Consider the following 22,506-nt stretch of genomic DNA (forward strand, 5'->3'; position numbering starts at 1 on the left):
GAAAGTTTCTACCAGAGTCAAGGCTTCAAGTAGATTGTTTTCAGGAAATCACCCAAAGCACCGCTGAACCGCGAAGAACGCAAAGAACGCGAAGGATGGATCATGTCTTTTCGCACCTTATTTCTTTGCGTCCTTTGCGCCTTTGCGGTTCAAATGCCCGTCCAGAATCAACATCTGCGGCATCCCAGACCCTACTGAGGAGAAATGAACGATGAGCGACAACCAGGAAAGCCAATTGCCCAAGCCGAAGAAATCGGTCGCCCTGTCCGGCACCGCCGCCGGCAACACCGCCGTCTGTACGGTGGGACGCACCGGCAACGATCTGCATTATCGCGGCTATGACATCCTCGATTTCGCCGACCACGCCGAGTTCGAAGAAATCGCCCATCTGCTGATCCACGGCCATCTGCCCAACCGCGCCGAACTGACCGCCTACAAAAAACGTCTGCGCAGCCTGCGCGGTCTCCCGGCCGGCCTCAAGCTGGCTCTGGAGCAGATTCCCGCCGCCTCGCACCCGATGGATGTGCTGCGCACCGGCACCTCGCTCCTGGGCACCCTGGAGCCCGAGAAAGAGGCCATGCCCTATGCCGGCGCCCGCGCCATCGGTGATCGTCTCATCGCCTGCATGGGCTCCATCCTGCTCTATTGGTATCACTGGGCGCACCACGGCCGGCGCATCGACGTGGAGACGGACGACGAGACCATCGGCGGACACTTCCTGCATCTGCTGCACGGCGAAGTCCCCTCGACCGAATGGGTGCGCGCCATGCACACCTCGCTCATCCTCTATGCCGAGCATGAGTTCAACGCCTCGACCTTCACCTCGCGGGTCATTGCCGGCACCAACTCCGACATCTACTCGGCGGTCACCGGCGCCATCGGCGCACTGCGCGGCTCCAAGCATGGCGGCGCCAACGAAGTCGCCTGCGAGATTCAGCAGCGTTACAACACCCCCGACGAGGCCGAGGCCGACATCGTCGAACGGGTTGGCCGCAAGGAGATCGTCATCGGCTTCGGCCATCCGGTCTACACCGTGAGCGATCCGCGCAACAAGGTCATCAAGTCCGTTGCGCTGCGACTGTCCGAGCTGAACCAGGACACCCGCATGTACGAGGTCGCCGAGCGGTTGGAAACCGTCATGTGGGATCAGAAAAAGATGTTCCCCAACCTCGACTGGTTCTCCGCCGTCTCCTATGCCGCCATGGGCATTCCGACTGCCATGTTTACGCCCATCTTCGTGATCGCGCGCACCACCGGCTGGACCGCCCACGTCATCGAACAGCGCGAGGACAACAAGATCATCCGTCCGAGCGCCAACTACATCGGCCCCGAAAACCGCAAGTGGGCGCCGATCGACCGTCGCTGATCAGGCTCTAACCTGAACCGCGTCTCACCGCACGTCACCAGTCGTCGCAGGCCGGTCCTCACTCGACATGACGCCGGTCACCCGGGACGCAGTTTAGAGGTAGACAAAAGACATCGGGTCGATATTCTTGTGCCACGAATATCGATCCATGATCCTGGGTTCGGCCTCCACATCAGAGGATTGATGGGGCAAACCCTGTCCACCAGCATTGGGTGTCCTGTCTATGGCAAATAACACGGATATGACGCCCACATCACCACTGGATGCGTCCGCTCCCAACCTGACGCCGCCAACCGGTGCTGCGGAAGCAACGAACACCGCACCCGCCGACGCCGCTCTCGCGGATACCGATGCGACCAGGGGAAGCCCCGACTTCCAGATTTGCCCGGCGACCCAGGGCAACCTGATGGCCCAGGTCGTCGCCGAACTGGCGCGGCAAAAGAGCGCCCTGCAGTCTGCCGAAAGCGCCCTGATCGAACGCATCGGCGATGTCGATGATGACCGTCGTTGCGCCGACATGCGGCTTCAGCGCGCCTGGCAGACCCAGTATGGCGAGATGAGCGTGCGCGTGAAACGCCAGGGGTGGTTCGGCGCGGCCGCCCTGCTGGTCTGTGGCGTCGTGATCGGGGTGATCCTGGCTCTGTTCCACGTCCGTTTCAACGCGGCGCAGCAGGACATGCGCGAGGAGATCGCTCAGCTCAGAATCGCACTGGAACAGCAGCGAGCGCCGTCTTCGGATCAACTGAATCAAGAGAAGCTGATTCATGAGAGTCTGTCCAGACTGTCCGCATCGATTCAGGCCATCTCGGCCTCTCTGGCGACCCTGGACCGACCACCGGAACCGGCTCCAGCCGCCATCCCCGCCGATCCGTCTCAGATCGGCGAGCAATCCGGCCCGACAGAAACCACCGTCAACCAGGTCGCTGATGAAGATGGTCTGACGACAGCCGGTGACGCCATCGGCATGACCCCGGCCACTGCGGATCCACCGCCTGCGACGGCTGTCACAGAGTCTCCCGCTCCGTCAACGCCACCTGCTGAAGCGCCACTGATCGACACGCCTGATCCGGAGCAGACTGCAACCAATGATCAGAATGATCAGGCAGTCGGCACAAACGCCGGGCCGGTGCCCACTCCGCAACGCATCCTGGTCGGCGATCAGCCCTATGCCCTGCAGTTGATCGGTTTCCACTCACTCGACGCGCTCCAGACATTCCTGGATCGTTTCGATTTGTCATCCCGGGTGATTTATTACCGCGAGGAAACCTATCGCGGTCGCCCCTGGTTCGCGCTCATTTACAGCCTGCATGCCGACCGCGAGGCCGCAATGGCTGCCATCGCCAGTCTTCCCGCCGGACTGAGCGGACTGGATGTCTGGGTGCGCAGGTTGGATCCGGAGACCCCGCTTGTCGTATTAAACCGCGCCCAGAGCGACATGTGATGTTTTGCGGATCGGCCCCGTAGACTCAAGGATTGTCGGAGTCGGCGCGGTTCAAGAGATTAAAAACGCGATCTATACTCGAATCACCTGAATTACCGATGCCAGCCTGCGCGTCGCCGGGGTCCACATTCATGTTTCGAGAAACGTCAAAGCATTTTGATCGCGACCTGGACCAGATCCTTGACCGGGTCTATGGCGCCAACGCCGACAAACGACCCGTTCCCGACACCAATGCGGCCAGCATGCGTCAATTAGTGGTACGTCGCGAACAGGGGTCGCTCGAACTCAAGCTGGCGCTGGCCGATTTGCGTGATCGACGCGAGAAATCGCAAAGCACGCTGCGCATGACGGAGGAAATCAATTTCCTTCAGAATCAAATCAGCGTTTTGCGTGAGTTGAGTGAACAAATCGCCACCCTGCGGGCAAAACTCGCCGCGCTGGATGGATAGCGTCATCCGGGCATTCCCAGACAGAATCCAAACCGCGCCCCGTGCGATACGCATGTCGCTCTGGACGCGGTTTAACGGGTTGTTTCAAAACGGAAGGGCGCAGCCAGCAGGGCATCCGGGGTCTGTATGAGCACCCTTGCCTCCCAGGTCATGCGGGTGCTTGTGCACACCGGCAGCGTTGCCTGTCCGGTGTAATGACCGGCCTGAATCCTGGTCAGTGCAACCCGATTGAAGCCCATATTCATCTCAACCCCGACAAAATCCACCTCAACCGCACGCACATCATCAAGCCCCTGAATCCCCACATCGAGCCGCAGCGGCGAAAGAAGCGGGATGGTGCGGGGGCCAATCTCGAAACTGACTGCGCCACCCTGCGGAAGGCGCGCCATGCAGGCGCCTGAGCGCAGATCGCAGCCGGGGTCACGATCTGCGATCTGCACGGGTTGCGGATAAAGGATCGGCCAGAGCCAATGGGCCAGCAGCGTGATCACAGCGACCAGCACAAGCCCTGCAATCAGGCTCCACCAACCCGAATCCGGTGGCTCAGACTTTATACTGGTGGACAAGTGAGGTCAGGCGTCCGGCGAGCGTCTCAAGATGACCGGTGGCCGATACCACGGTGTCGGTACTCTCAAGCGTCTGCATCGACAGATGGCGGATGCTTTCGACATTGCGGTTCATCTCCTCGACCACCGCGCTCTGTTCCTCGGCGGCCGTGGCGATCTGCGCATTCATGTCGTTGATGCGGTCAACCGAATGGGTGATCGAATCAAGTGAACGATCCGTCTCGCCTGCCGACTGCACGCTCTGCTCCGCCTGCTCGCTCCCACGTTTCATCACAGCCACAGCACTGCGTGCGCCTTCCTGTAGACGCTGGATCATGGACTGGATCTCCTGCGTCGATTCCTGGGTACGCTGGGCCAGCGCCCGCACCTCGTCAGCGACCACGGCGAAGCCGCGACCCTGCTCGCCGGCACGCGCCGCCTCGATGGCGGCATTCAGGGCCAGCAGATTGGTTTGCCCCGCGATGCCGCGAATCACATCCAGGATCTTGCCGATATTCTCCGACTCCTCGCCCAGACGACCGATGGCCTCGGCGGCCTCGGAAACCCCATCGGCCAGTTGTTCGATGCCGGTCACGCTCTGACGCACGATGGCGCGCCCGGATTGGGCCTCGGCGCTGGCCTGATGGGCCGCATCCGCAGCGGCCGTGGTGTTGAGCGCCACCTCGGCGACGGTGGCGGACATCTCGTTCATGGCCGTCGCCACCATGTCGGTTTCCTGATGCTGCTGCTCCATCAGATGGTGCGTGGACGTGCTGGCATTCGCCAGTTGACCGGCTGCCACCGCCAAACCCTCTGCGGATTCCTGGATATTGCCGATGACGGTCGCCAGACGCGACTGGAGCATCTTGATGGCTTGCAGGATTTCGGCCGTTTCGTTGTTTTTATCGACATGGATCGGAAAGTTGAGATCGCCGCTGGCGATCTTCTTGGCCGCCGTGATGCTTTCCTTGATCGGATTGAAGATGGTCGCAGCACTCACCTGCGCCAGGCTCAGAGCGGCGATCAGGGTTCCCAGACCGATCCAGAGATTGTTCAGCCAGCCAGCCGCCAGCGCGCCCAGTCCGATCAGACCGAAGGCAGCGGTCAACCAGGCGCGGTGATTGAGTTGGGGGATGATCGATTTAGGCAGATCCTCCAGCTTGCGCTCGCGGATATGCGCATAGAGACGCTCGGCCGCCTGGATCTGCTCGCGGGTCGGCTTGACGCGCACCGATTGATAACCGACCAGGGTGTCGCCTTCATAGACCGGGGTGACATAGGCATCCACCCAGTAATGATCGCCATTCTTGCAGCGGTTCTTGACGATGCCGCGCCAGGGCCTGCCCTTCTTGACCGTACTCCAGAGATCCTTGAAGGCCGCCGTCGGCATGTCAGGATGACGCACGAGATTGTGATTCACCCCCAGCAACTCCTGCTCGGTGAAACCGCTGATCTCGATGAACGGCTTGTTGCAGTAGGTGATGATGCCTTTGGTGTTGGTGGTGGAGACGATGATCAGTGAATCGGAGTAATCGTTTTCCCGGTTGGTCACAGGGAGGTTGATCTTCATGGTGACAGCCTTATCGCGTCTGCTTGGTGGCGTGGTGTGATCTGGGTCCTGATACGTTTCGATCCCGTCTCCATGACGTGGTCGCATATTAACTCAAGCCACGAGGCGCGTAGAGTGCGCGCCACCGCTTTTCAGGGCAGACGCATGATCAACCCCAGACTTTGTCAGCGATCGGTCAGGAACCTGGCGACATCATGAAGTCATGCTCCGCACGCGGTAAGCAGCGCCACCGTGCATCTGATCAATGCACGCTGCTTGCGAATTCCTGTGCGATCATAACGGTCTTTTCAACCGCAATGAGGTGACTTTGCATGAACCTGAATCCTTCCCTGCAACGCTATAACCTGCTGTCGCAGCTCTTCCACTGGTTGGTGGCGGCACTGATCATCGGTCTCATCGTGACCCAGAAGCTCCACGTCGCAGCGCCCGAGGCCTCGGAAAGCGCCGTCTGGTGGATCAAGCTCCACATCTCGCTTGGCATTCTGCTGTTTCTCGTCGTGATCCCGCGCATCCTCTGGGCCCGTGTCAGTCCCCAACCCGCGCCCCTTCCCGGCGTCGCATGGACGCAGACGGTCGCCAAACTGACCCATCTGGTGCTCAATCTCGCCACTCTGCTGATTCCGATCTCCGGTTATCTGCGCGTGGTGTCAAAAGGCCGCGTGGCCGAATTTTTTGGCACCCCACTGCCCTCGCTCCTTGGCGAATCGCCCTGGATCAACGATCTCATGCACATCCTCCACGGCGAGCCGATGGAGCTTGCGCTTTACGCGCTGGTCGCTCTGCATGTGGTGGCCGCCATCTGGCATCAGTACATCCTCCGCGACGGCGCGCTGGAGCGCATGCTGCCCTGGGGCAAGCGGGCCTGACCGACTTTCCGAACCGCGTCAGTCGCTGGCGCGGATCATGGAGGCGTGCCAGAATCAAGTCGGGAGTTCTGTTCCGGCTCCCGTCCAACCAACATGACGCAGGAGGTTCGACGTGCAGACAACAACCATCAGGCAATTCATGGTGAGCGCCTTCGTCGCTGCAACGCTGACCATGCCGCTGGTTAGCGGTGCAGCCGATGAGACCGCGCCAGCAATCCGCGATGCGAGTACCGACACCTGTCTCTGGTCAACACTGAAATTCGATGATCTGAACGCAACGGAGCAGGGCGCCTGGGCGGTACTGGGCTGGACGTCCGCCAACTGGAACACGGACGACGATGATGCCGAGCCGGCGTCCGAAGACAAGAAATGGTCTGAATTGAGTCCCGAAGAGCAGACCGCCGCCATGTCTCTGGGTTACGACGCAAAAAAATGGGATGACGAATCCTGCGACGATTGACGGCCTGTCCTGAGAGCGCTGTAACCGCTGAAGTCCCGACGCCCTGCCCCGGCTGAACACGCCGGGGCAGGGCGTTTGCGTGCCAAGGTTTGTTCAATCCAAAAACATCGCATACCGCAATGGGCGCGATTCAAAGCCGATTCTCCAGAATGATGAACCAGGGCCGTCTGGGCACGACCTGCAAACGGCCCTGAGTGTCCAGTTCCAGGGTGGTGCGGGAGACTGAATTGCGGACGTTGCCGCCGATGACATCCAGCGTCCGCCCGCTGTGGCTGACCACAAGGTCGCAATGGCTGCTGAGACCCTGGAGCTGGCTGGCGCTGATGTCGCCATCACGGATGCCTGAACGCGACGCACCCCGCGAGGCGCAGACCAGATCGCCGGGACGGGGGCTGTAATCGGCCACGCGCCGGGGCACGAACCAGCGCCCCGGCTCGCTGGCCGCCTCGATGCTTCTGGCGAGATAAACCCAGTGGGCGATTGCCGGTGGAAACTGGCTTTCGGGGACGCCGGCACTCTTCATGATCCAACTGATGAAGGCGGCTGACCAGGGCGACTGACAATCCATGCCGTCGAGCCCCGGCTCGCCGACCGCGCGCCAATAAGCGTTGACGCGGCTGCTGTAGATGCCGCCATCGTCTTCCCAGGCGCCGACATGCGGAATGCTCTCTTCCGTGTTCCTGAGGATCACGGTCTGCCGGCCAAAGAATTCCCACTCCCGGATGGCGCTGGAAAGAATCGCCTGTCTGATCGCCGGCATGGGCGCGGGCGGCGAACCGATGGGACGCCCGGCCCAACGCCCGGCGACGCCGGTACCGGGCTGCTCGGGCGCGGTTCCGCAGGCTGCCAGGAGCAGAGAGAGCGCACCGATCACAACGCCTTTGGGCCATGCCGGGAGGATGGTTCGAGTTGGCACAGGATCTCTCCTTGAAGGCTCCAGACGTTTGGATAGCCAATGAAAACAGGATGACCGCCTTATCTTGGTGGTCTGACCGTGTCGCGGAACCAGGTGCGGTATTCCGCCATGCGCGCCTGCTGGTCGGCTGGCGCCTGACGACGGCAGGTGGCGTAATCGGGGGTCTCGGGTGACGCACCCCAGCGGCGCTCCACGCAATCGTTGGGGTTGTAAGCCACTTCAAACCGCTCACGACGATCTTCCACGATGTCACGCAGACTCAGGCGCCAGGGGCTGCCGTCGCTGCGGGTATAGGTCACAAACCGCTCGTCGAGACGCTGCTCATGAAGCCGCTCGATGCGTGCGGCGGCGTTCTGAGGGCTGTCGCCGCGCAGCACATAGAGTTCAGGATAGCGGCGGATGCGCTCGGGCAGTCCGGCGAGCACCTTCATGGCGATCAGCAGACGCATGTCCCGCGACGGGGTGGCGTAGTCCTCCCAGGGGCCGATGGTCTCGAAGATGGCGGGGCCACCTGGCATGACGATGCGTGCCGGGTTGGCGCGCACATAACGCTCGCCGTTGTCCACCGAGGTCACGCGGGTCTCAAGCTGCTCCATCAGCGCGGCCAGGGTCGATTCATAGGCCGTTTCGGGATCGAGTCCATCGGGGTTGATGAGCTGCTCCAGGCGGGCGTAGAAATCAGCCGGCGCCAGTCCGGCCTGCCCGGTGGAATAGGGCGGCAGACCGGACGCGCCATCCAGCGCGCGGTTGGACAGCAGACGCCCGCCGATCAGTGGCCGGAACGCCTTGAAGCCCGGCCCGGCGCTCGGCGTCTCGGTGAACAGAAAGGTGCCTTCCCAGAAGCGTTTGCGCGTGACCGAATTGTCCGGCTGGGCATCGACCGCCAGCAGCAGACCCGGCTGTCCGGGGCGCTGGGGCACCCATTTGACCAGGATCATGACGTGACCGTAGGGATCGGCGAACAGCGTTCCCGGCCACAGCGCCTCGCGCGTCAGCGGCACCGGATAGAAATCGCTGGACTCGTCATGCAGCGCGGTGCGACCGCTGCCCGAATGAACCGTGTCCATGATGCGCCGGCTGACCTCGCGGAAGGTCTGGGCCGAAGCGGGCGCCCTGGCAAAACGCCTGTCGATCATGGGTGCCTCACAGCGCGGCGGACTGTTGCGGCTACCCCGGCTGCATGGACGATAGGCGACCGGCAGACCCAGTTTCCAGGCGAAATAGGCGCGCAGGATATAGGCCAGATCGGCGCAGTCAGGATCGGCGGGCAGCCGGTTGTCCTCGCCCGCGCCGAGATAATTGAACAGCATGTTGCGCTCGGGATCACGCAGCAGCGGGCCGAGCGAATCGAAGCTCAATGACTGCTCGGGCGGGGCGTTGAACAGATGTTCAATCCAGGCCGCATAGAATGCCTGGGTCGCCGGATCCCATTCGCCGCTGCCCTGCCGCTCTCCACCGCCGCCGATGTTGACCTCGCGACAGGCAGCGAGCCGACCGTTCCGCATGGCATCGATCCGGTAAACCCCGGCGCTGGGGCGAAAGAGTGTGCCGTAGAGACTCCAGGGCGGCCCGCCATTGCGCGTGCCTCTGAGGCTGGTCTGACGCCCGCCGGGATCGGTCAGCAGGAGTTCATCCAGATCTGCGTCGGTGGCGACCGCCATGATCTCAAAAGGATCTCCAGGCAACGGGCGCTGCGGCGCGGTCCAGATCCGCACGGCGTCACCTGCATGACAGTCCGTCGCTGCCACCGCTTGATCAGCGGTCACGAGACTCGCCAGCAACAGGGTGACGCGAAACAAAAATACCGGAATATGCGGCATTGGCATCGGCGGAACCGCCTCCTGAGCAATTTGAGTGAATGTTTGGGTCGTCTCAACCGCCTAAGGTGATTTCAGGGAACAGGATACCTGGATCAATGTTTTGATTGAGACAGGATTAAAGCGCAGCAGCGCAGAGGTTCCGAGATCGTCTCTGATCGTTGTCGTTGTCGTAATCGAAAATTCGATGGCCGACAACGACAACGACAACGACAACGACAACGAAGAGCCGTTGAACGCTGACTACGCCAAAGTGGCTTGAAAATCCTTACAAATACCGGTCACAGGTACGAACTTTACCGAAAATCACCTGAAAACGACGCCACTCAGCCAGCCGGCTCCAGACGCGCATAAGCCAGCACCAGCCATTTGGCTCCCGCCCCTTTGAAATTGACCTGAAGACGCGCCTGCTGTCCGCTGCCTTCGCTGGCGAGCACCACGCCTTCGCCGAATTTGGGATGACTGACCCGCTGTCCGAGTCTGAAACCGCCAACAACCGGCGCGGCGGTCGCGACGCTGCGCGGGATCACCGCCGCAACCGGCTTGCGAGCGATGCCGCCGCCACGGACCTCTTCCACCAGCTCCGGCGGGATCTCACGCAGAAAGCGTGAGGGTGCGGGGTAGTCCTCGCGTCCGTAGAGATGGCGCTTCTCGGCGTGGGTGACATAGAGCCGACGCATGGCGCGGGTCAGACCGACATAGCAGAGTCGGCGCTCCTCTTCGAGCCGGGCGGGATCCTCGGCGGACAGGCTGTGCGGAAAGAGTCCTTCCTCCACCCCAACCAGAAAGACGAGCGGGAATTCCAGTCCCTTGGCGCTGTGCAGGGTCATGAGCTGCACGCTGTCCTCGAAGGGGTCGGCCTGGGATTCGCCGGCCTCCAGCGCGGCATGAGCGAGAAAGGCGCCGAGCGCATCGTCATCCTCGTCGCTCAGATCCTGCTCGAAACGCGCAGCGGTCTCCACCAACTGTTCCAGGTTTTCGACCCGATCCAGACCTTTTCCATCTTTGTTCTTTTGGTAGAAATCGGGCAGTTGCGCCGCTTCGATCAGCCGCCGGGCGGTCTCCGACACGGCCACGCCGACGTTCGTTTGGGCCTGCTCCTGAATGAAGTTCAGGAAGGCGCGCAGGGCGCCGCTGGCCCGTGGCCCGAGCGCACCGGTTGCGGTCAGATCCAGCGCCGCCTGCCACAGCGAGAGGCCGGACTCGCGCGCCTGCTGTCGCAGCAGATCGAGCGTGCGATCGCCGATGCCGCGCGTCGGGGTGTTGACCACGCGTTCGAAGGCGGCGTCATCGTTCGGATTGGCGAGCAGACGCAGATAGGCCAGCGCATCGCGGATCTCGGCGCGCTCGAAGAAGCGCAGCCCACCGTAAACGCGATAGGGCATCCCCGCCTGGATCAGCGCCTCCTCGAACAGCCGCGACTGGGCCGTGGTGCGGTAGAGGATGGCGCACTGATCGCGCCGATAACCGTCGGTCTCGACATGGCTGCGGATGCGCTCAATGACGAAACGGGCCTCGTCCACCTCGTTGAAGGCGGTGTAACGACGGATCGGCTCGCCGGCACCGTCCTGGGTCCAGAGGTTTTTGCCCAGGCGGGTCGGATTGTTGGCGATCAGGGCGTTGGCGGCAGCCAGGATATTGCCGGTCGAGCGGTAATTCTGCTCCAGCCGGATGGTGCGGGTAGTGGGGTAATCGCGCTGGAAGAATTGGATATTTTCAACCCGCGCCCCGCGCCAGCCATAGATCGACTGATCATCGTCGCCGACCGCAAAGAGGTTGTCGTTCTGTCCGGCAAGCAGACGCAGCCAGGCGTACTGGATGGCGTTGGTATCCTGGAACTCATCGACCAGGATATGCCGGAACCGCTCCTGGTAGTGATGCAGGATGTCCGGGCGCGCGCGCAGCAGTTCGAGCGTGGACAGCAGCAGATCGGCGAAGTCGAGCAGACCGCCACGGGTGCGGATCGACTCGTACTCGCGGTAGATCGCGATCAGTTTGTCGAGAAAGAAATCCCCGCCGGCATCCAGATGCTGAGGCCTCAGACCCTCGTCCTTCTGCTGGTTGATGAAGGTCTGCGCCTGACGCGGCGGCCAGCGCGCCTCGTCGAGCTGCATCGCCTTGTGGATGCGTTTGATCAGACGGAACTGATCGTCCGAGTCCAGGATCTGGAAATGCTGAGGCAATCCGGCGTCCTGCCAGTGGGCGCGCAGAAAGCGATGGGCGAGACCGTGAAAGGTGCCGACCCACATGCCGCCGACCGGCTCGCCGAGCATCTCCTCGATGCGTCCGCGCATCTCGCGCGCCGCCTTGTTGGTGAAGGTGACGGCCAGCACCGAGCGCGCAGGCGCACGCTCGACCTGAACCAGCCAGGCGATGCGATGCACCAGCACCCGTGTCTTGCCTGAACCGGCGCCAGCGAGAACCAGGAGACTGCCGGGTGAGGCGGAGACCGCCTCGCGCTGGGCGTCGTTGAGAGAATCGAGAAGGTGAGAAACGTCCATCGGCGGATTCTACCAATCTCAGACAGCCTGACCCTATCTGTTTGTCGATCAGTCAATCGACCGGGGAGGGCGTTTGCGATGCTGGCGGCTGAATCCAATTATTATCTTTTTTTAAGAAAAGATAGTAATGATAAGCCCTGTGGATAACTGAATTGTTTCGATAACATGAATATAAATAAAAGGTTACGTGATTCTGGCAGGTGGGTAAGGCTGTGGATAACTTGTGGTTAAATCAGCCGGGAAAACGCCTGCTGAATTGCGCACAAGTTATCCACAGGTTGATCAACAGCCTTTTCCACAGGTTATCAACATTCATAAATCACTGATTTTCAAGTGTTAAAAATATCTTGCCGCTGAAGCCAAAGAGCCGCCCCGACGATCGACCCCGGAAGCCTCGCGCCGTCGTATAATCCGCTGCTCGACCATTTCGGGTTTTTCACTACACTCTGTTCGGGCACTGATCCATGACCCAATTGAAGAACGATACTTTCCTCCGTGCGCTTCTGCGTGAACCTGTTGATTACACTCCGGTCTGGATGATGCGCCAGGCTGGCCGCTATCTGCCGGAGTACCGCGCCACCCGCGCCAAGGCCGGCAGTTTCATGGATCTCTGCAAGAACCCGGAGCTGGCCTGCGAGGTCACGATCCAGCCGCTCGACCGTTTTCCGCTGGACGCTGCCATCCTCTTCTCGGACATCCTGACCGTGCCCGACGCCATGGGCCTGGGACTCTATTTTTCCGAAGGCGAGGGACCGCATTTCGAGCGTCCGGTGCGCACGGCGGCAGATGTCGAACGGATCGCGGTTCCCGATCCGGAAGGCGAACTCAAGTATGTGATGGACGCCGTTTCGACCATCCGGCGCGAATTGAACGGACGTGTGCCCCTGATCGGCTTCTCCGGCAGTCCCTGGACGCTCGCGACCTACATGGTCGAAGGCAGCGGCTCAAAGAATTTCTCCAAAATCAAAGGGATGATGTTCGATCAGCCAGCCCTGCTGCACACCCTGCTGGCGAAGACGGCGGACGCCGTGACGGCCTATCTCAATGCGCAGATCGCGCGTGGCGCGCAGGCCACGATGATCTTCGACACCTGGGGCGGGGCGCTGGCGCCGGCCAACTATCGCGAGTTCTCGCTGGCCTACATGCAGCGCGTGGTCGAGGGTCTGACCCGCGAGGCGGAGGGTCGCAAGGTGCCGGTCATTCTCTTCACCAAGAACGGCGGCCAGTGGCTGGGTGATATGTCGAAGACCGGCTGCGACGCGCTCGGCGTGGACTGGACGACCGATCTGGCCGATGCCCGGCGCATGGTCGATGACCGGGTCGCGCTTCAGGGCAACATGGATCCCTGCACGCTCTATGCGTCGCCCGAGCGGATCCGCGAGGAAGTCGCCCGCGTGCTGGCCAGCTATGGCAAGGGTCCGGGTCATGTCTTCAATCTGGGCCACGGCATCACCCCGGATGTGAATCCGGAAAATGCTGGCGCCATGGTCGCCGCCGTGCATGAACTGAGCCGCGCCTATCACGTCTGAACCCGTCGCCAGTCGGTCGGGTTAGGCGCGTGTCGCGACGGATTTTAAGTGTTCGCAGAAAGACTTAACGCGCGCCGTAACCCGACTTTACGTCATGGCATCTCATGTCGGGTTAGGCTGCCCTGACCGGATCGGTTTGTGCGCTGTCGATGCCCGGTAGTATCCGGATCCGAGTACCCGGAATCTGACGACGCGCTCCGCGCCCGGCGTGCTGAACAGACTGATCCGGATCAGGGCCAGCGAACCGTGCGGTTCGGCATCGCTCTATAACAGCCCGTTCCAGCCGCCGGCCTGGATCATGCGGCTGTTGCGATAAAAATAGAATCCCTGACGCGCTGCCGCCCGATTGCCGAGCCGATATTTCGGCCGGTCGCTGTTAGGCTGCCAGAGGTGACAGTCTAGCGGGATGTCGCCGATACTCAACACACCGCGCTGTATAAAGCGATGGAAATGCAGACCAGGATGCCGCTCCAGGCGGCGGTGCAGGGCATGGAGAGGGCAGCGGAGACCCCGGCCTGAAACCGGCAGTTTGTCGATGTCGTTCCACAGCGCGACCGTTCCCGACGCGCGCAGATCAATCGATTACCAATGGGAGATACATATGGAGTTCCAGGCATTCTCTATTCGGCAGCTCACCGATGATGTTTTGAAGGGAGCTGTTCGTATCCCGTCTTTTCAGAGAGATTTCGTCTGGGACTTTGATCATGTTGCTTACCTGATGGATAGCATCTATAAGCAGTATCCGTTTGGCTCACTTCTTTTCTGGCGGACTAAGAATCGACTTACAAGTGATAAGAGACTTGGCTCTTTTAAGCTTCCTGAAGCGCCTGATGAATATCCTGTATATTACGTATTAGATGGTCAGCAGAGAATTACGTCAATATTTTCCGTGTTTCAAACAGAACTTGAACCCATTGGAGAGAGGTGGCCAGAAATCTATTTCAACATCGTTTCTGACAATGATTACCAGGAGTCCTTGTTTTCTCCGCAAGAGAATCCCGATCTGGATAAGCACTTCCCACTTTCCTGCTTGTTCGATCCAGTAAAATACCGACAGGCTACTGACCGGTTCGCACAATCCCCTAAAATCTTGCGTGCCATCGATGATTTACAGGCACGGTTCAAAGAAGTCACGATTCCCGTACAAATACTCACAACCGAAGAACGAAGTAGTGTCGCTATCGTTTTTGAGCGAATCAATCGTCTAGGGATGGAGCTGGACACATTACAGCTTCTGAGCGCCTGGACTTGGAATGAAGACTTCGATCTAATTGACGCTTTTCGTGAGTTAAAGGATGAGTTAGAGGATTTTGGCTTTGCTGAAGTTGGTGATAATACTAGTCTTATTTTGCGATGTGCCTCGGCGATTCTTACCGGGGACAGTAGTCCAGACCGCCTGATCGATCTGAACGGAACGCGAGTTAGGGAATCGTTTCCAATAGTCCGAAATGGAATTCTAGGTGCAATTGATTTCTTTCGAAAGCAACTACGAGTTGCAGGCCTGAAATGTTTACCTTACTCTGCCCTGCTAACTCCGTTGGCAGTTTTCTTCGCAGAGCCTGATGGCAAAGATGTCACCTACAGCGCAGAAACTTACCGCATTATAAGAAGATGGTTCTGGCGTTCGTGTTTCAGTAGGCGCTACACAAGCCAGCCAAAGAAGACGGCACAGCGTGACATAGAAGCATTTACAAAGTTAAAAGATGGAAGAAAGTCTAATCTCGACGATATCCAGACTGATTTGGGGGATGATTATTTCTCGCGAAATGTGTTTAAACTCTCGTCTGCCATAACGAAATCGTTTATCTTGATGCTGATTAACGAAGGTCCACGGTCTCTCTTGAGTGGAGCAGAAGTCGATGTAGACCGTGTGCTTCAAAAATACAATCGCGGCGAGTTTCACCATCTCTTTCCTAAAGCGTTCCTGAGAGAAAATGCCGTCGAAGACGACCAGATTAACTGTCTCGCAAATTTTGCAGTGATTAGTGGAGCAGACAACCGCAAGATTAGCAGGAAGCGACCTAGTGAATACCGACGTTTATGCGTCGGTGGGCCGGAAGATTTTGACGCTATATTAAAATCGGCCTTGTGTCCAGCTAGCTTGTTCGACGATAATTACGATAAGTTCTTGGCTGATAGGGATAAGATACTTCTTGAATGCGCACAATCTCACTTAGAGAACGGTTAACTACTTTCGGTACCAACTTCTCGTGACCGACTGAACGCTCTACATACACTCACCCCACCCTCCGAAACGCCTCGAACCGTTCAGCCAGATAATCCCGATTTGGCCGATCCCCGTCATGGCGAGGAAGGCGGATCATCTGGCCGTGCAACCCCTTGATCCCCGCCTCCAGCGTCGGCCCATCGTGTTGCCCGAGCACTGACTCGGCGACGACGATCCGCCCGTCCGGATCGATGCCCAACAGATTTCGGTCGTAAGCGGTGTGGTGCAAAATCGAAAGACAGAGGCCGTTGGTGATATCCGGCTGTCCGCGTTCGTCGCGGTCGGGAATGATGTGGGCGGCTTGCAGCAGTTCCGGGATGGGCAATCCTGAAACCGAACAGCGACGGTCGTAGGCGGACAGCACCAGTTCGCGGAATTCGGCCTGATGCAGCCGGACCTTCGCCTCAATGGTGCTGTAGCGGCGTTCGATGGGTGACGTTGGCTCGCGCGCTGCGGACGGTTGCGCCAACTCATAGTGGCCGACGGTCTCACGTACCTCGGAAGGTTGGACCAATTCAAATTGGCTGCCGATTGCGACGGTACAGAACAGGCTGTGCGGATTCCATTCCATCAGATAGCAGGGGTAGAGGATCTGATAGATGCCCGGCACCAGCGCGTAGAAATAGATCAGGGGCGACTGATCCGCGAACGCCTCACGCAGACAGGTATTGTCATGGTTGCCGGGATCGTCACCCTGAAACGCATAGGAAAAATAGCCATCGCCGACGAGTGCGTCATCATAACGGGCGGTGCGCCCTTTCCGGGGCTTGGTGGTCTTGATGCTGAGGACGCCCCGTTTCATCTGTCGCGGTCGATGAATGCCGCGCGCCTTGCCCGCGAGATAGACCCGCTCGCCACCGAACTCGAAACCCTCCTGAATCGCCTCCCAGGCAACCGCCCCGCCGTCATCGTGCATGAGTCGCGCGCAATGGGCAAAAGCCGCCAGACGAATCTCGTGGTCTCTACCCGTCAATCGAATAGGCTCCTTATTCTTGACTTTGGTGGGTATAGGGCAGCAGCGTCAAACCCATGCAATCATGTGCTCTGCCGCGCTCGCACCGCTCAAAAAGCCAACTTCCTGTGAACGCCAGGCCGAATGAGTATTCGAGGCTTCCGGCAAAGCCATCACCTTGTTTAGCACCGGGAGCGCGTCATCCATCTCCCAGCCTGACAGGTCGAAGTCGAATGTCCCGTCATTCTCCACAGCGGCGACATCGACCGTCAAAGCCGATTGTGGCTGAATTTCGCTGTAACCCCGATGTTTCAGCCATTTTCGGCATCCGCTTTAAACCGCGTCCAGAGCGATATGCGTCATTTTCAGTTTGTATTCGGTTTCGGAGAGGCCACCGACCTCAGTGGAGACGCGGTTTAAAATTTTATATTTTTTAATATTTTAAACCGCGCCTGCTCGAACGGTTGTTGATTCTGCCAAGGTCGATTCAATCCTCAAATATCACATGCCGCACCGGGCGCGGTTTAAAGCGGACGCGGAATAAGCACCGTCCCGGTCTCGGAGGGCTTGTAGTCGGAGCGGGACGCCGGCCTGGTCGGCGTCTGCCTGACAGGTGGCGTCATCGGTTCGATCCGGTCATGCCGGGTGTCCTCGTAGCCCATCAGCAGTTCGCGCTCGAATGCCTGCTCGTCGATCCGCGCGCCCAGGTAGCCGGCCAGGGTTCGCATATCCTGCTCGCCGCTGCCGAGACAACTGGTGCCGCCGGGCGAGGGCGTCATGTTGAAGATGAGTCCTGCCCCATTGGCGATCTTGATCTCGCCCATCTTCAGGCGGCCCGTTCCGGTATCGATCAACTGTGGCCGCACACCGCCGAAACCCTCGGCATGGGTGATGTCGGCGGCATCGATGGAAGGCACGATGCGCCGGATTTCCTTGATGATCAGATGCCGGCTCAGACGCGGGACTTCATAGAGAAAATTGCGCAGGATGTAATCGCGGGTTTCCCTGACGCGCAGCAGATCCCAGACCGCTCGGGCGACCCGCCGGTCGAAGCGAAAGGCATCAGAGAAGCGTTCGAACCGTTCGCGGCGCTGACGATCCAGCATCGGCAGCATGAGCGCGGTTGGCCCGAAGCGGGTCTTGCCATGTTCCTTGATGTCACGGTCGCCATGCACGGCGGCAAAGGGCAGATTCAGATTCTGAAGCCGATAGACCTTGCCGTTGAGCGCCTCCGGGGCGAAATAGAAGGAGCCGGCAACCGGCAGACAGACGTACTCCAGCCCCAGCCCCATCGACTGCGCCATCGAGAGCGAGTGTCCGCCGGCACAGACCACGACCGCCCGCGCCTGGAGCGGACCCCGGCTGGTTTCCACCACATAGTCGTTGCCGTCGCGACGGATGGCGTCCACTTTGGTCGAAAACAACTGGGTGATCTGTTTGCTGGTGGTGCGGTCCATGCGCACGCATTCATGCGAGAAGGATTGCGCCAGTTCCTTGAAGTCCACCGCGCTGTAGTCATCCGGGGTGCCGGTGGCGACGATCTCGTCACGGCGCCAGGCGCCATCGACCAGCGCGACATTCGGCTCGATGTCGGCGATGTCGTGGCGTTCCAGCAGCTGCATGCGCGGATAGAGACCCTTGAAGGCGGCGTAGCGCCGTCGCAGCGCCGCACCTTCAGCCGGGCCGACACCCAACACCATTCGGGGCATTTTGTGGACGATGCGGTCGCGCTCGCGGCCCGGCAGCTTGGTCGCGTAATTGAGCACCATATAGGCGGTGCGTTTGACCGCACTGGCCTTGTCCAGGCTGTAATGGGTCTCGATGTCGCCGCAGTGGATGGTCTGGCTGTTGTTGTGGGCGTGCGAGTTGAGGGTGGCGATGCTGTCCTGCGCCTCGACCAGACACAGCCGGCCGAGATCGGTGAATTTTGCCAGCTCATAGAGCAGGGCCGTGCCCGTGACGCCAGCGCCGACGATCAGGACATCGTAATGGGTGGACATGGTGTTGAGCAGTTCTCCGGCGGCTGTCCGCACCGAAGGCCATCACGGCAGGATGGCGTTGTGCGGTGCAGCAAAGGCGCCACACTAACGGATGTCGAAGCAGGAAAGAACGCCGCCAGATACATTTATTGCATTGCATCGAACAATAATTTCTTTCGTGTGCGACTGTCTTTTCAATGTCTTGAGTCACGCCAGCGCCGACTATCGTCGATGCGGCGAGGATCAATCCGGTCCAAAAATATCGCCTGCTGCACCGGGCGCGGTTTAACCATCACCGAATAGTATTTGTTGCGCCGCAACATTTTCTCTATCCTGTGGTCTGATCGTCACTCGAAAACCAAGACCCGGAGATCTCTCGTGAGCACCAACCCCTTTTCACTTCAAGGCAAAACCGGCATCGTCACCGGTCTCGCCAACGCCGACAGCATCGCCTATGGCTGCGCCCGGGCCATGCATGAGGCTGGCGCCGAACTGCTGCTCACCTACGGTAATGCAAAGGCCGATAAATATGTGCTGCCACTGGCGGCTGAACTCGGCAACGCCGATGCGCTCCTGTGCGATGTGCAGGACGAGACTCAGGTTGCGGCCCTGTTCGAGCGCGCCGCCAGCCGCTGGGGCAAGCTGGACTTCCTCATCCATTCGATGGCCTTCGCCCTCAAGGACGATCTGCACGGGCGGGTCGTGGACTGTTCGCGCGACGGCTTTGCGCTGGCGATGGATATTTCCTGTCATTCATTCATCCGGCTGGCAAAACGTGCCGAGCCGCTGCTGAAGGAAGGCGGCACCCTCATCACCCTGTCCTATTACGGGGCCGAAAAGGTGGTGGACAATTACAACATGATGGGTCCGGTCAAGGCCGCCCTGGAGGCCTCGGTGCGTTATCTGGCGGCCGAACTGGGCCCGCAGGGGATCCGCGTCCACGCCATCTCGCCCGGCCCGATCAAGACCCGCGCCGCATCCGGCATTGCCGACTTCGATCAACTGCTGGCAAGCGCCGAGACCCGCGCGCCGCTGCGTCGTCTGGCGACCATCGATGATGTCGGACGCACGGCGGTCTTTCTCGCCTCCGGGGCGGGCAGCGGACTGACCGGCAGCACCACTTACGTCGATGCCGGCGTCAACGTGAGAGCCTGAACATGGAAATCAAGAACGACAAGCAATTCATCGAGAACCTGACCTTCGACGAGCTCCAGATCGGCGACAGCGCCAGCATCGAGCGGCGTCTGACCATGGACGACATCAAGCTGTTCGCGGTGATGTCGGGTGACGTGAATCCGGCCCATGTGGACGAGGATTTCGCCAAGAGCAGCCGTTTCCAGGAGGTCATTGCCCACGGCATGTGGGGTGGCGCGCTCATCTCGACCGTGCTTGGCACCGAGATGCCCGGTCCCGGCACCATCTATCTGGGTCAGACCCTGCGTTTTCGCGCCACCGTCGGTCTGGGGGATATCCTCAAGGTCACGGTCACGGTACGGGACAAGGATCCCGAGAAGAAGCGCGTCACCTTCGATTGCACCTGCACCAACCAGGATGGACGCAATGTGATCGAGGGCGTGGCCGATGTGCTGGCGCCGACCGAGAAGATCCGCCGTGCGCGCACCATCATGCCACGGGTGCGCATGGCCGAGCGGGCCAAGCTCCACGAGCTGCTTGATGCGGCGAACCAGCCGGAGCCGGTGGCGATGGCGGTGGCGCATCCGGTGGACGCGCAATCGCTGCTGGGGGCCTTTGAGGCGGCTCAGGCCGGTTTGATCGTCCCGGTGCTGGTCGGCCCCGAGGATCGCATCCGTCACGCGGCGGACGAGGCCGAGGTCGATATCTCGGGTTTCCAGATCGTCAACGTGCCTCACAGCCACGCGGCGGCGGAACAGGCGGTGGCGCTTGCCCGCAGCGGCGCGGTGAACGCCATCATGAAGGGCTCGCTGCATTCGGACGAACTGCTGCGTGAGGTGGTGCGGCGCAACTCCGGTCTGCGCACCGAGCGTCGGATCAGCCATGTCAGCGCCTTCGACGTGCCGACCTATCCGCGTCCGCTCTTCATCACCGATGCCGGGATCAACATTGATCCGACCCTGGAAGAAAAGATCGACATCATCCAGAACGCCATCGAACTGGCGCACGCGGTCGGCATCGCGCAGCCCAAGGTCGCCATCCTCTCAGCGGTCGAGACGGTCAATCCCAAGATCCGCTCGACGGTCGAGGCGGCGGCGCTGTGCAAGATGGCCGAGCGCGGCCAGATCAGCGGCGCCCTGCTCGATGGTCCGCTGGCCTTCGACAATGCCGTGTCCGAAGCGGCAGCAGCGACCAAGGGAATCGTCTCGCAGGTCGCCGGCAAGGCTGACATCCTGGTCGCGCCCGATCTGGAAGCCGCCAACATGCTGGTCAAGCAGCTCACCTATCTGGCCGACGCCACCGGCGCCGGCCTGGTGGTCGGGGCACGGGTGCCGATCGTGCTGACCAGCCGCGCCGATGACGCCATCACCCGCATGGCCTCCTGTGCCCTGGCGCTGCTGCTGGCGCAGTATCAGTTGAAGAAGGGACCATGAGCGGCGATCTGCTCATCGTCAACAGCGGTTCGTCGAGCATCAAGTTTGCGGTCTTTGGCCACGCCGCCGATAGCGAGAGCAGCGAGGGCATGGATGCCCTGAGTCTCCGCTACCGGGGTCATTTCTCCGGTTTGGGCGGCGACCGGCCCCGCTTGCTGGTCAGGGATGGCATGGGCCATGACCTGACCGACGAGACGCCGGCCAGTGAGGGCGTGTTCAACCACGCCGCCGCCCTGCAGAACCTGCTCGGCTGGCTGGAAGGACAGCCGGGGTCTGGACAGATCCTGGCCATCGGGCACCGGGTGGTGCATGGCGGGCGTGATTATCGTCAGCCGGTGCGTCTGGATGCAGCGACCCTGGAGCGGCTCGACGCCCTGACCCCGCTCGCGCCGCTCCATCAGCCGCACAGTGTGGCGCCGATGCGGCTCTTTGCCGCGCTGCGTCCCGAGCTGCCACAGGTTGCCTGTTTTGACACCAGCTTCCATACCAGCCAGTCCTGGGCGGCGCAGGCCTATGCGCTGCCCCGGCGATTGAGCGAAGCCGGTTTCATCCGCTATGGCTTTCACGGGCTGTCCTACGAATATGTCAGCCGGCGTCTGGCGCAGCATCTGGATGGGGCGCCGACCGGACGGGTGGTGATGGCACATCTGGGCAATGGCTCCAGTCTGTGCGCGACGCGCGATGGCGTCAGTGTCGCCTCCAGCATGGGTTTCACCACGCTGGACGGTCTGCCGATGGGGACGCGCTGCGGCTATCTGGATCCGGGCGTAGTGCTGCATCTGCTGCAACAGGAGGGACTGACACCGGAACAGGTCGCGCGGGTGCTCTATCACGAATCCGGGCTGCTCGGGGTTTCCGGCATCAGCGCCGACATGCGCGTGTTGCTTGACAGCACCGAGAGCAGCGCGCGTGAGGCGATTGAGCTGTTCGTGCATCGCATTGTGCGTGAGATCGGCGCCCTGGCGGCGGTTGCGGGGGGGATGGATCATCTGGTCTTCACCGCCGGCATCGGCGAGCGTGCCGCCCCGGTGCGCGAAGCAGTCAGCGCCGGTTGTGGCTGGCTGGGGCTGGAACTGGATGCGGACGCGAACGCCGCCCATGCCACCCGGATCAGCACGGATGACAGCCGGGTGAGTGCCTGGGTGATTCCAACCGATGAAGAGCTGATGATCGCCTGTCACACGTTGCGACTGTGCGCTGGCGGATAAGCCGATCTTCCGCAGGATCTACCCACCGTCTGTTCAGCAAACCGAATCCTGGTTGAAATCCATTTTGCGATTGCCAGCGGCGATTGCTCAGATGTGATTGAGGATTGACATGC

General features: G+C 60.6%; 18 protein-coding genes. 10 read left to right on the top strand and 8 right to left on the bottom strand.

The window, feature by feature from the left end:
• Window positions 1–211: 211 nt before the first annotated feature.
• From prpC to EDC35_RS16340, 3 genes are all read left to right on the top strand, one after another.
• Window positions 212–1,366, top strand: a complete 1,155-nt coding sequence (prpC, locus tag EDC35_RS16330) for a bifunctional 2-methylcitrate synthase/citrate synthase (RefSeq protein WP_132978333.1) — start codon at window positions 212–214, stop codon at window positions 1,364–1,366.
• Between the two features lie 241 nt (window positions 1,367–1,607).
• Window positions 1,608–2,807 carry an SPOR domain-containing protein gene (locus EDC35_RS16335; protein WP_132978334.1) on the top strand — a complete coding sequence of 400 codons (1,200 nt, stop codon included), beginning with the start codon at window positions 1,608–1,610 and terminating at the stop codon, window positions 2,805–2,807.
• Between the two features lie 98 nt (window positions 2,808–2,905).
• Window positions 2,906–3,256, top strand: coding sequence for a hypothetical protein (locus tag EDC35_RS16340; RefSeq protein WP_132978335.1), 351 nt, complete (start codon window positions 2,906–2,908; stop codon window positions 3,254–3,256).
• A gap of 71 nt (window positions 3,257–3,327) precedes the next feature.
• On the opposite strand, the gene EDC35_RS16345 is transcribed toward EDC35_RS16340, so the two are convergent.
• Window positions 3,328–3,759: a hypothetical protein gene (locus tag EDC35_RS16345; RefSeq protein ID WP_243651750.1), complete on the bottom strand. Its 432-nt coding sequence runs from the start codon at window positions 3,757–3,759 to the stop codon at window positions 3,328–3,330.
• A gap of 40 nt (window positions 3,760–3,799) precedes the next feature.
• Window positions 3,800–5,371: a methyl-accepting chemotaxis protein gene (locus tag EDC35_RS16350; protein WP_132978336.1), complete on the bottom strand. Its 1,572-nt coding sequence runs from the start codon at window positions 5,369–5,371 to the stop codon at window positions 3,800–3,802.
• A 311-nt stretch (window positions 5,372–5,682) separates the two neighbouring features.
• Here EDC35_RS16350 and EDC35_RS16355 point away from each other — a divergent pair, with 311 nt between their 5' ends.
• Together EDC35_RS16355 and EDC35_RS16360 are read left to right on the top strand one after the other, a co-directional pair.
• The gene (locus tag EDC35_RS16355) at window positions 5,683–6,237 is read left to right on the top strand and encodes a cytochrome b (protein ID WP_132978337.1); all 555 of its coding nucleotides are present in this window, start codon (window positions 5,683–5,685) and stop codon (window positions 6,235–6,237) included.
• 112 nt (window positions 6,238–6,349) lie between these two features.
• Complete coding sequence (locus EDC35_RS16360; RefSeq protein ID WP_132978338.1) at window positions 6,350–6,697, top strand: hypothetical protein; 348 nt, start codon at window positions 6,350–6,352, stop codon at window positions 6,695–6,697.
• 130 nt (window positions 6,698–6,827) lie between these two features.
• On the opposite strand, the gene EDC35_RS16365 is transcribed toward EDC35_RS16360, so the two are convergent.
• The 3 genes from EDC35_RS16365 to uvrD all read right to left on the bottom strand — a co-directional run bounded on the left by EDC35_RS16365 (window position 6,828) and on the right by uvrD (window position 11,931).
• On the bottom strand, window positions 6,828–7,613 hold the full coding sequence (locus EDC35_RS16365; RefSeq protein ID WP_132978339.1) for a DUF2272 domain-containing protein: 786 nt from the start codon (window positions 7,611–7,613) through the stop codon (window positions 6,828–6,830).
• A 59-nt stretch (window positions 7,614–7,672) separates the two neighbouring features.
• A complete protein-coding gene (locus tag EDC35_RS16370; RefSeq protein ID WP_243651751.1) occupies window positions 7,673–9,439 on the bottom strand; it encodes a hypothetical protein in 1,767 nt (588 codons plus the stop codon).
• Window positions 9,440–9,756: 317 nt separating this feature from the next.
• Window positions 9,757–11,931 carry a DNA helicase II gene (gene uvrD, locus EDC35_RS16375; RefSeq protein WP_132978340.1) on the bottom strand — a complete coding sequence of 725 codons (2,175 nt, stop codon included), beginning with the start codon at window positions 11,929–11,931 and terminating at the stop codon, window positions 9,757–9,759.
• Window positions 11,932–12,395: 464 nt separating this feature from the next.
• Here uvrD and hemE point away from each other — a divergent pair, with 464 nt between their 5' ends.
• Together hemE and EDC35_RS16385 are read left to right on the top strand one after the other, a co-directional pair.
• Entirely contained in the window at window positions 12,396–13,460 is a 1,065-nt protein-coding gene (gene hemE / locus EDC35_RS16380) for a uroporphyrinogen decarboxylase (RefSeq protein WP_132978341.1), read from the top strand.
• A 601-nt stretch (window positions 13,461–14,061) separates the two neighbouring features.
• Window positions 14,062–15,648, top strand: coding sequence for a DUF262 domain-containing protein (locus EDC35_RS16385; protein WP_132978342.1), 1,587 nt, complete (start codon window positions 14,062–14,064; stop codon window positions 15,646–15,648).
• A 49-nt stretch (window positions 15,649–15,697) separates the two neighbouring features.
• On the opposite strand, the gene EDC35_RS16390 is transcribed toward EDC35_RS16385, so the two are convergent.
• The 3 genes from EDC35_RS16390 to EDC35_RS16400 form a co-directional block, all read right to left on the bottom strand.
• Window positions 15,698–16,660 carry an HNH endonuclease gene (locus EDC35_RS16390; protein WP_132978343.1) on the bottom strand — a complete coding sequence of 321 codons (963 nt, stop codon included), beginning with the start codon at window positions 16,658–16,660 and terminating at the stop codon, window positions 15,698–15,700.
• Between the two features lie 48 nt (window positions 16,661–16,708).
• Window positions 16,709–16,912: a hypothetical protein gene (locus EDC35_RS16395; RefSeq protein WP_132978344.1), complete on the bottom strand. Its 204-nt coding sequence runs from the start codon at window positions 16,910–16,912 to the stop codon at window positions 16,709–16,711.
• A gap of 251 nt (window positions 16,913–17,163) precedes the next feature.
• On the bottom strand, window positions 17,164–18,639 hold the full coding sequence (locus EDC35_RS16400) for an FAD-dependent oxidoreductase (RefSeq protein WP_132978345.1): 1,476 nt from the start codon (window positions 18,637–18,639) through the stop codon (window positions 17,164–17,166).
• Between the two features lie 357 nt (window positions 18,640–18,996).
• Between EDC35_RS16400 and fabI the strand changes: the two genes are divergently transcribed.
• The 3 genes from fabI to EDC35_RS16415 are packed head-to-tail and all read left to right on the top strand — an operon-like array spanning window position 18,997 to window position 22,393.
• Window positions 18,997–19,773: an enoyl-ACP reductase FabI gene (gene fabI, locus EDC35_RS16405; protein ID WP_132978346.1), complete on the top strand. Its 777-nt coding sequence runs from the start codon at window positions 18,997–18,999 to the stop codon at window positions 19,771–19,773.
• A gap of 2 nt (window positions 19,774–19,775) precedes the next feature.
• Window positions 19,776–21,185, top strand: a complete 1,410-nt coding sequence (locus EDC35_RS16410) for a bifunctional enoyl-CoA hydratase/phosphate acetyltransferase (RefSeq protein WP_132978347.1) — start codon at window positions 19,776–19,778, stop codon at window positions 21,183–21,185.
• On the top strand, window positions 21,182–22,393 hold the full coding sequence (locus tag EDC35_RS16415; RefSeq protein ID WP_132978348.1) for an acetate/propionate family kinase: 1,212 nt from the start codon (window positions 21,182–21,184) through the stop codon (window positions 22,391–22,393). Before EDC35_RS16410 ends, EDC35_RS16415 begins: the two co-directional genes overlap by 4 nt.
• The last annotated feature ends 113 nt before the right edge of the window (window positions 22,394–22,506 follow it).

The sequence above is a fragment of the Thiobaca trueperi genome, assembly GCF_004342175.1.
GTDB classification, from domain to species: Bacteria; Pseudomonadota; Gammaproteobacteria; order Chromatiales; family Chromatiaceae; genus Thiobaca; species Thiobaca trueperi.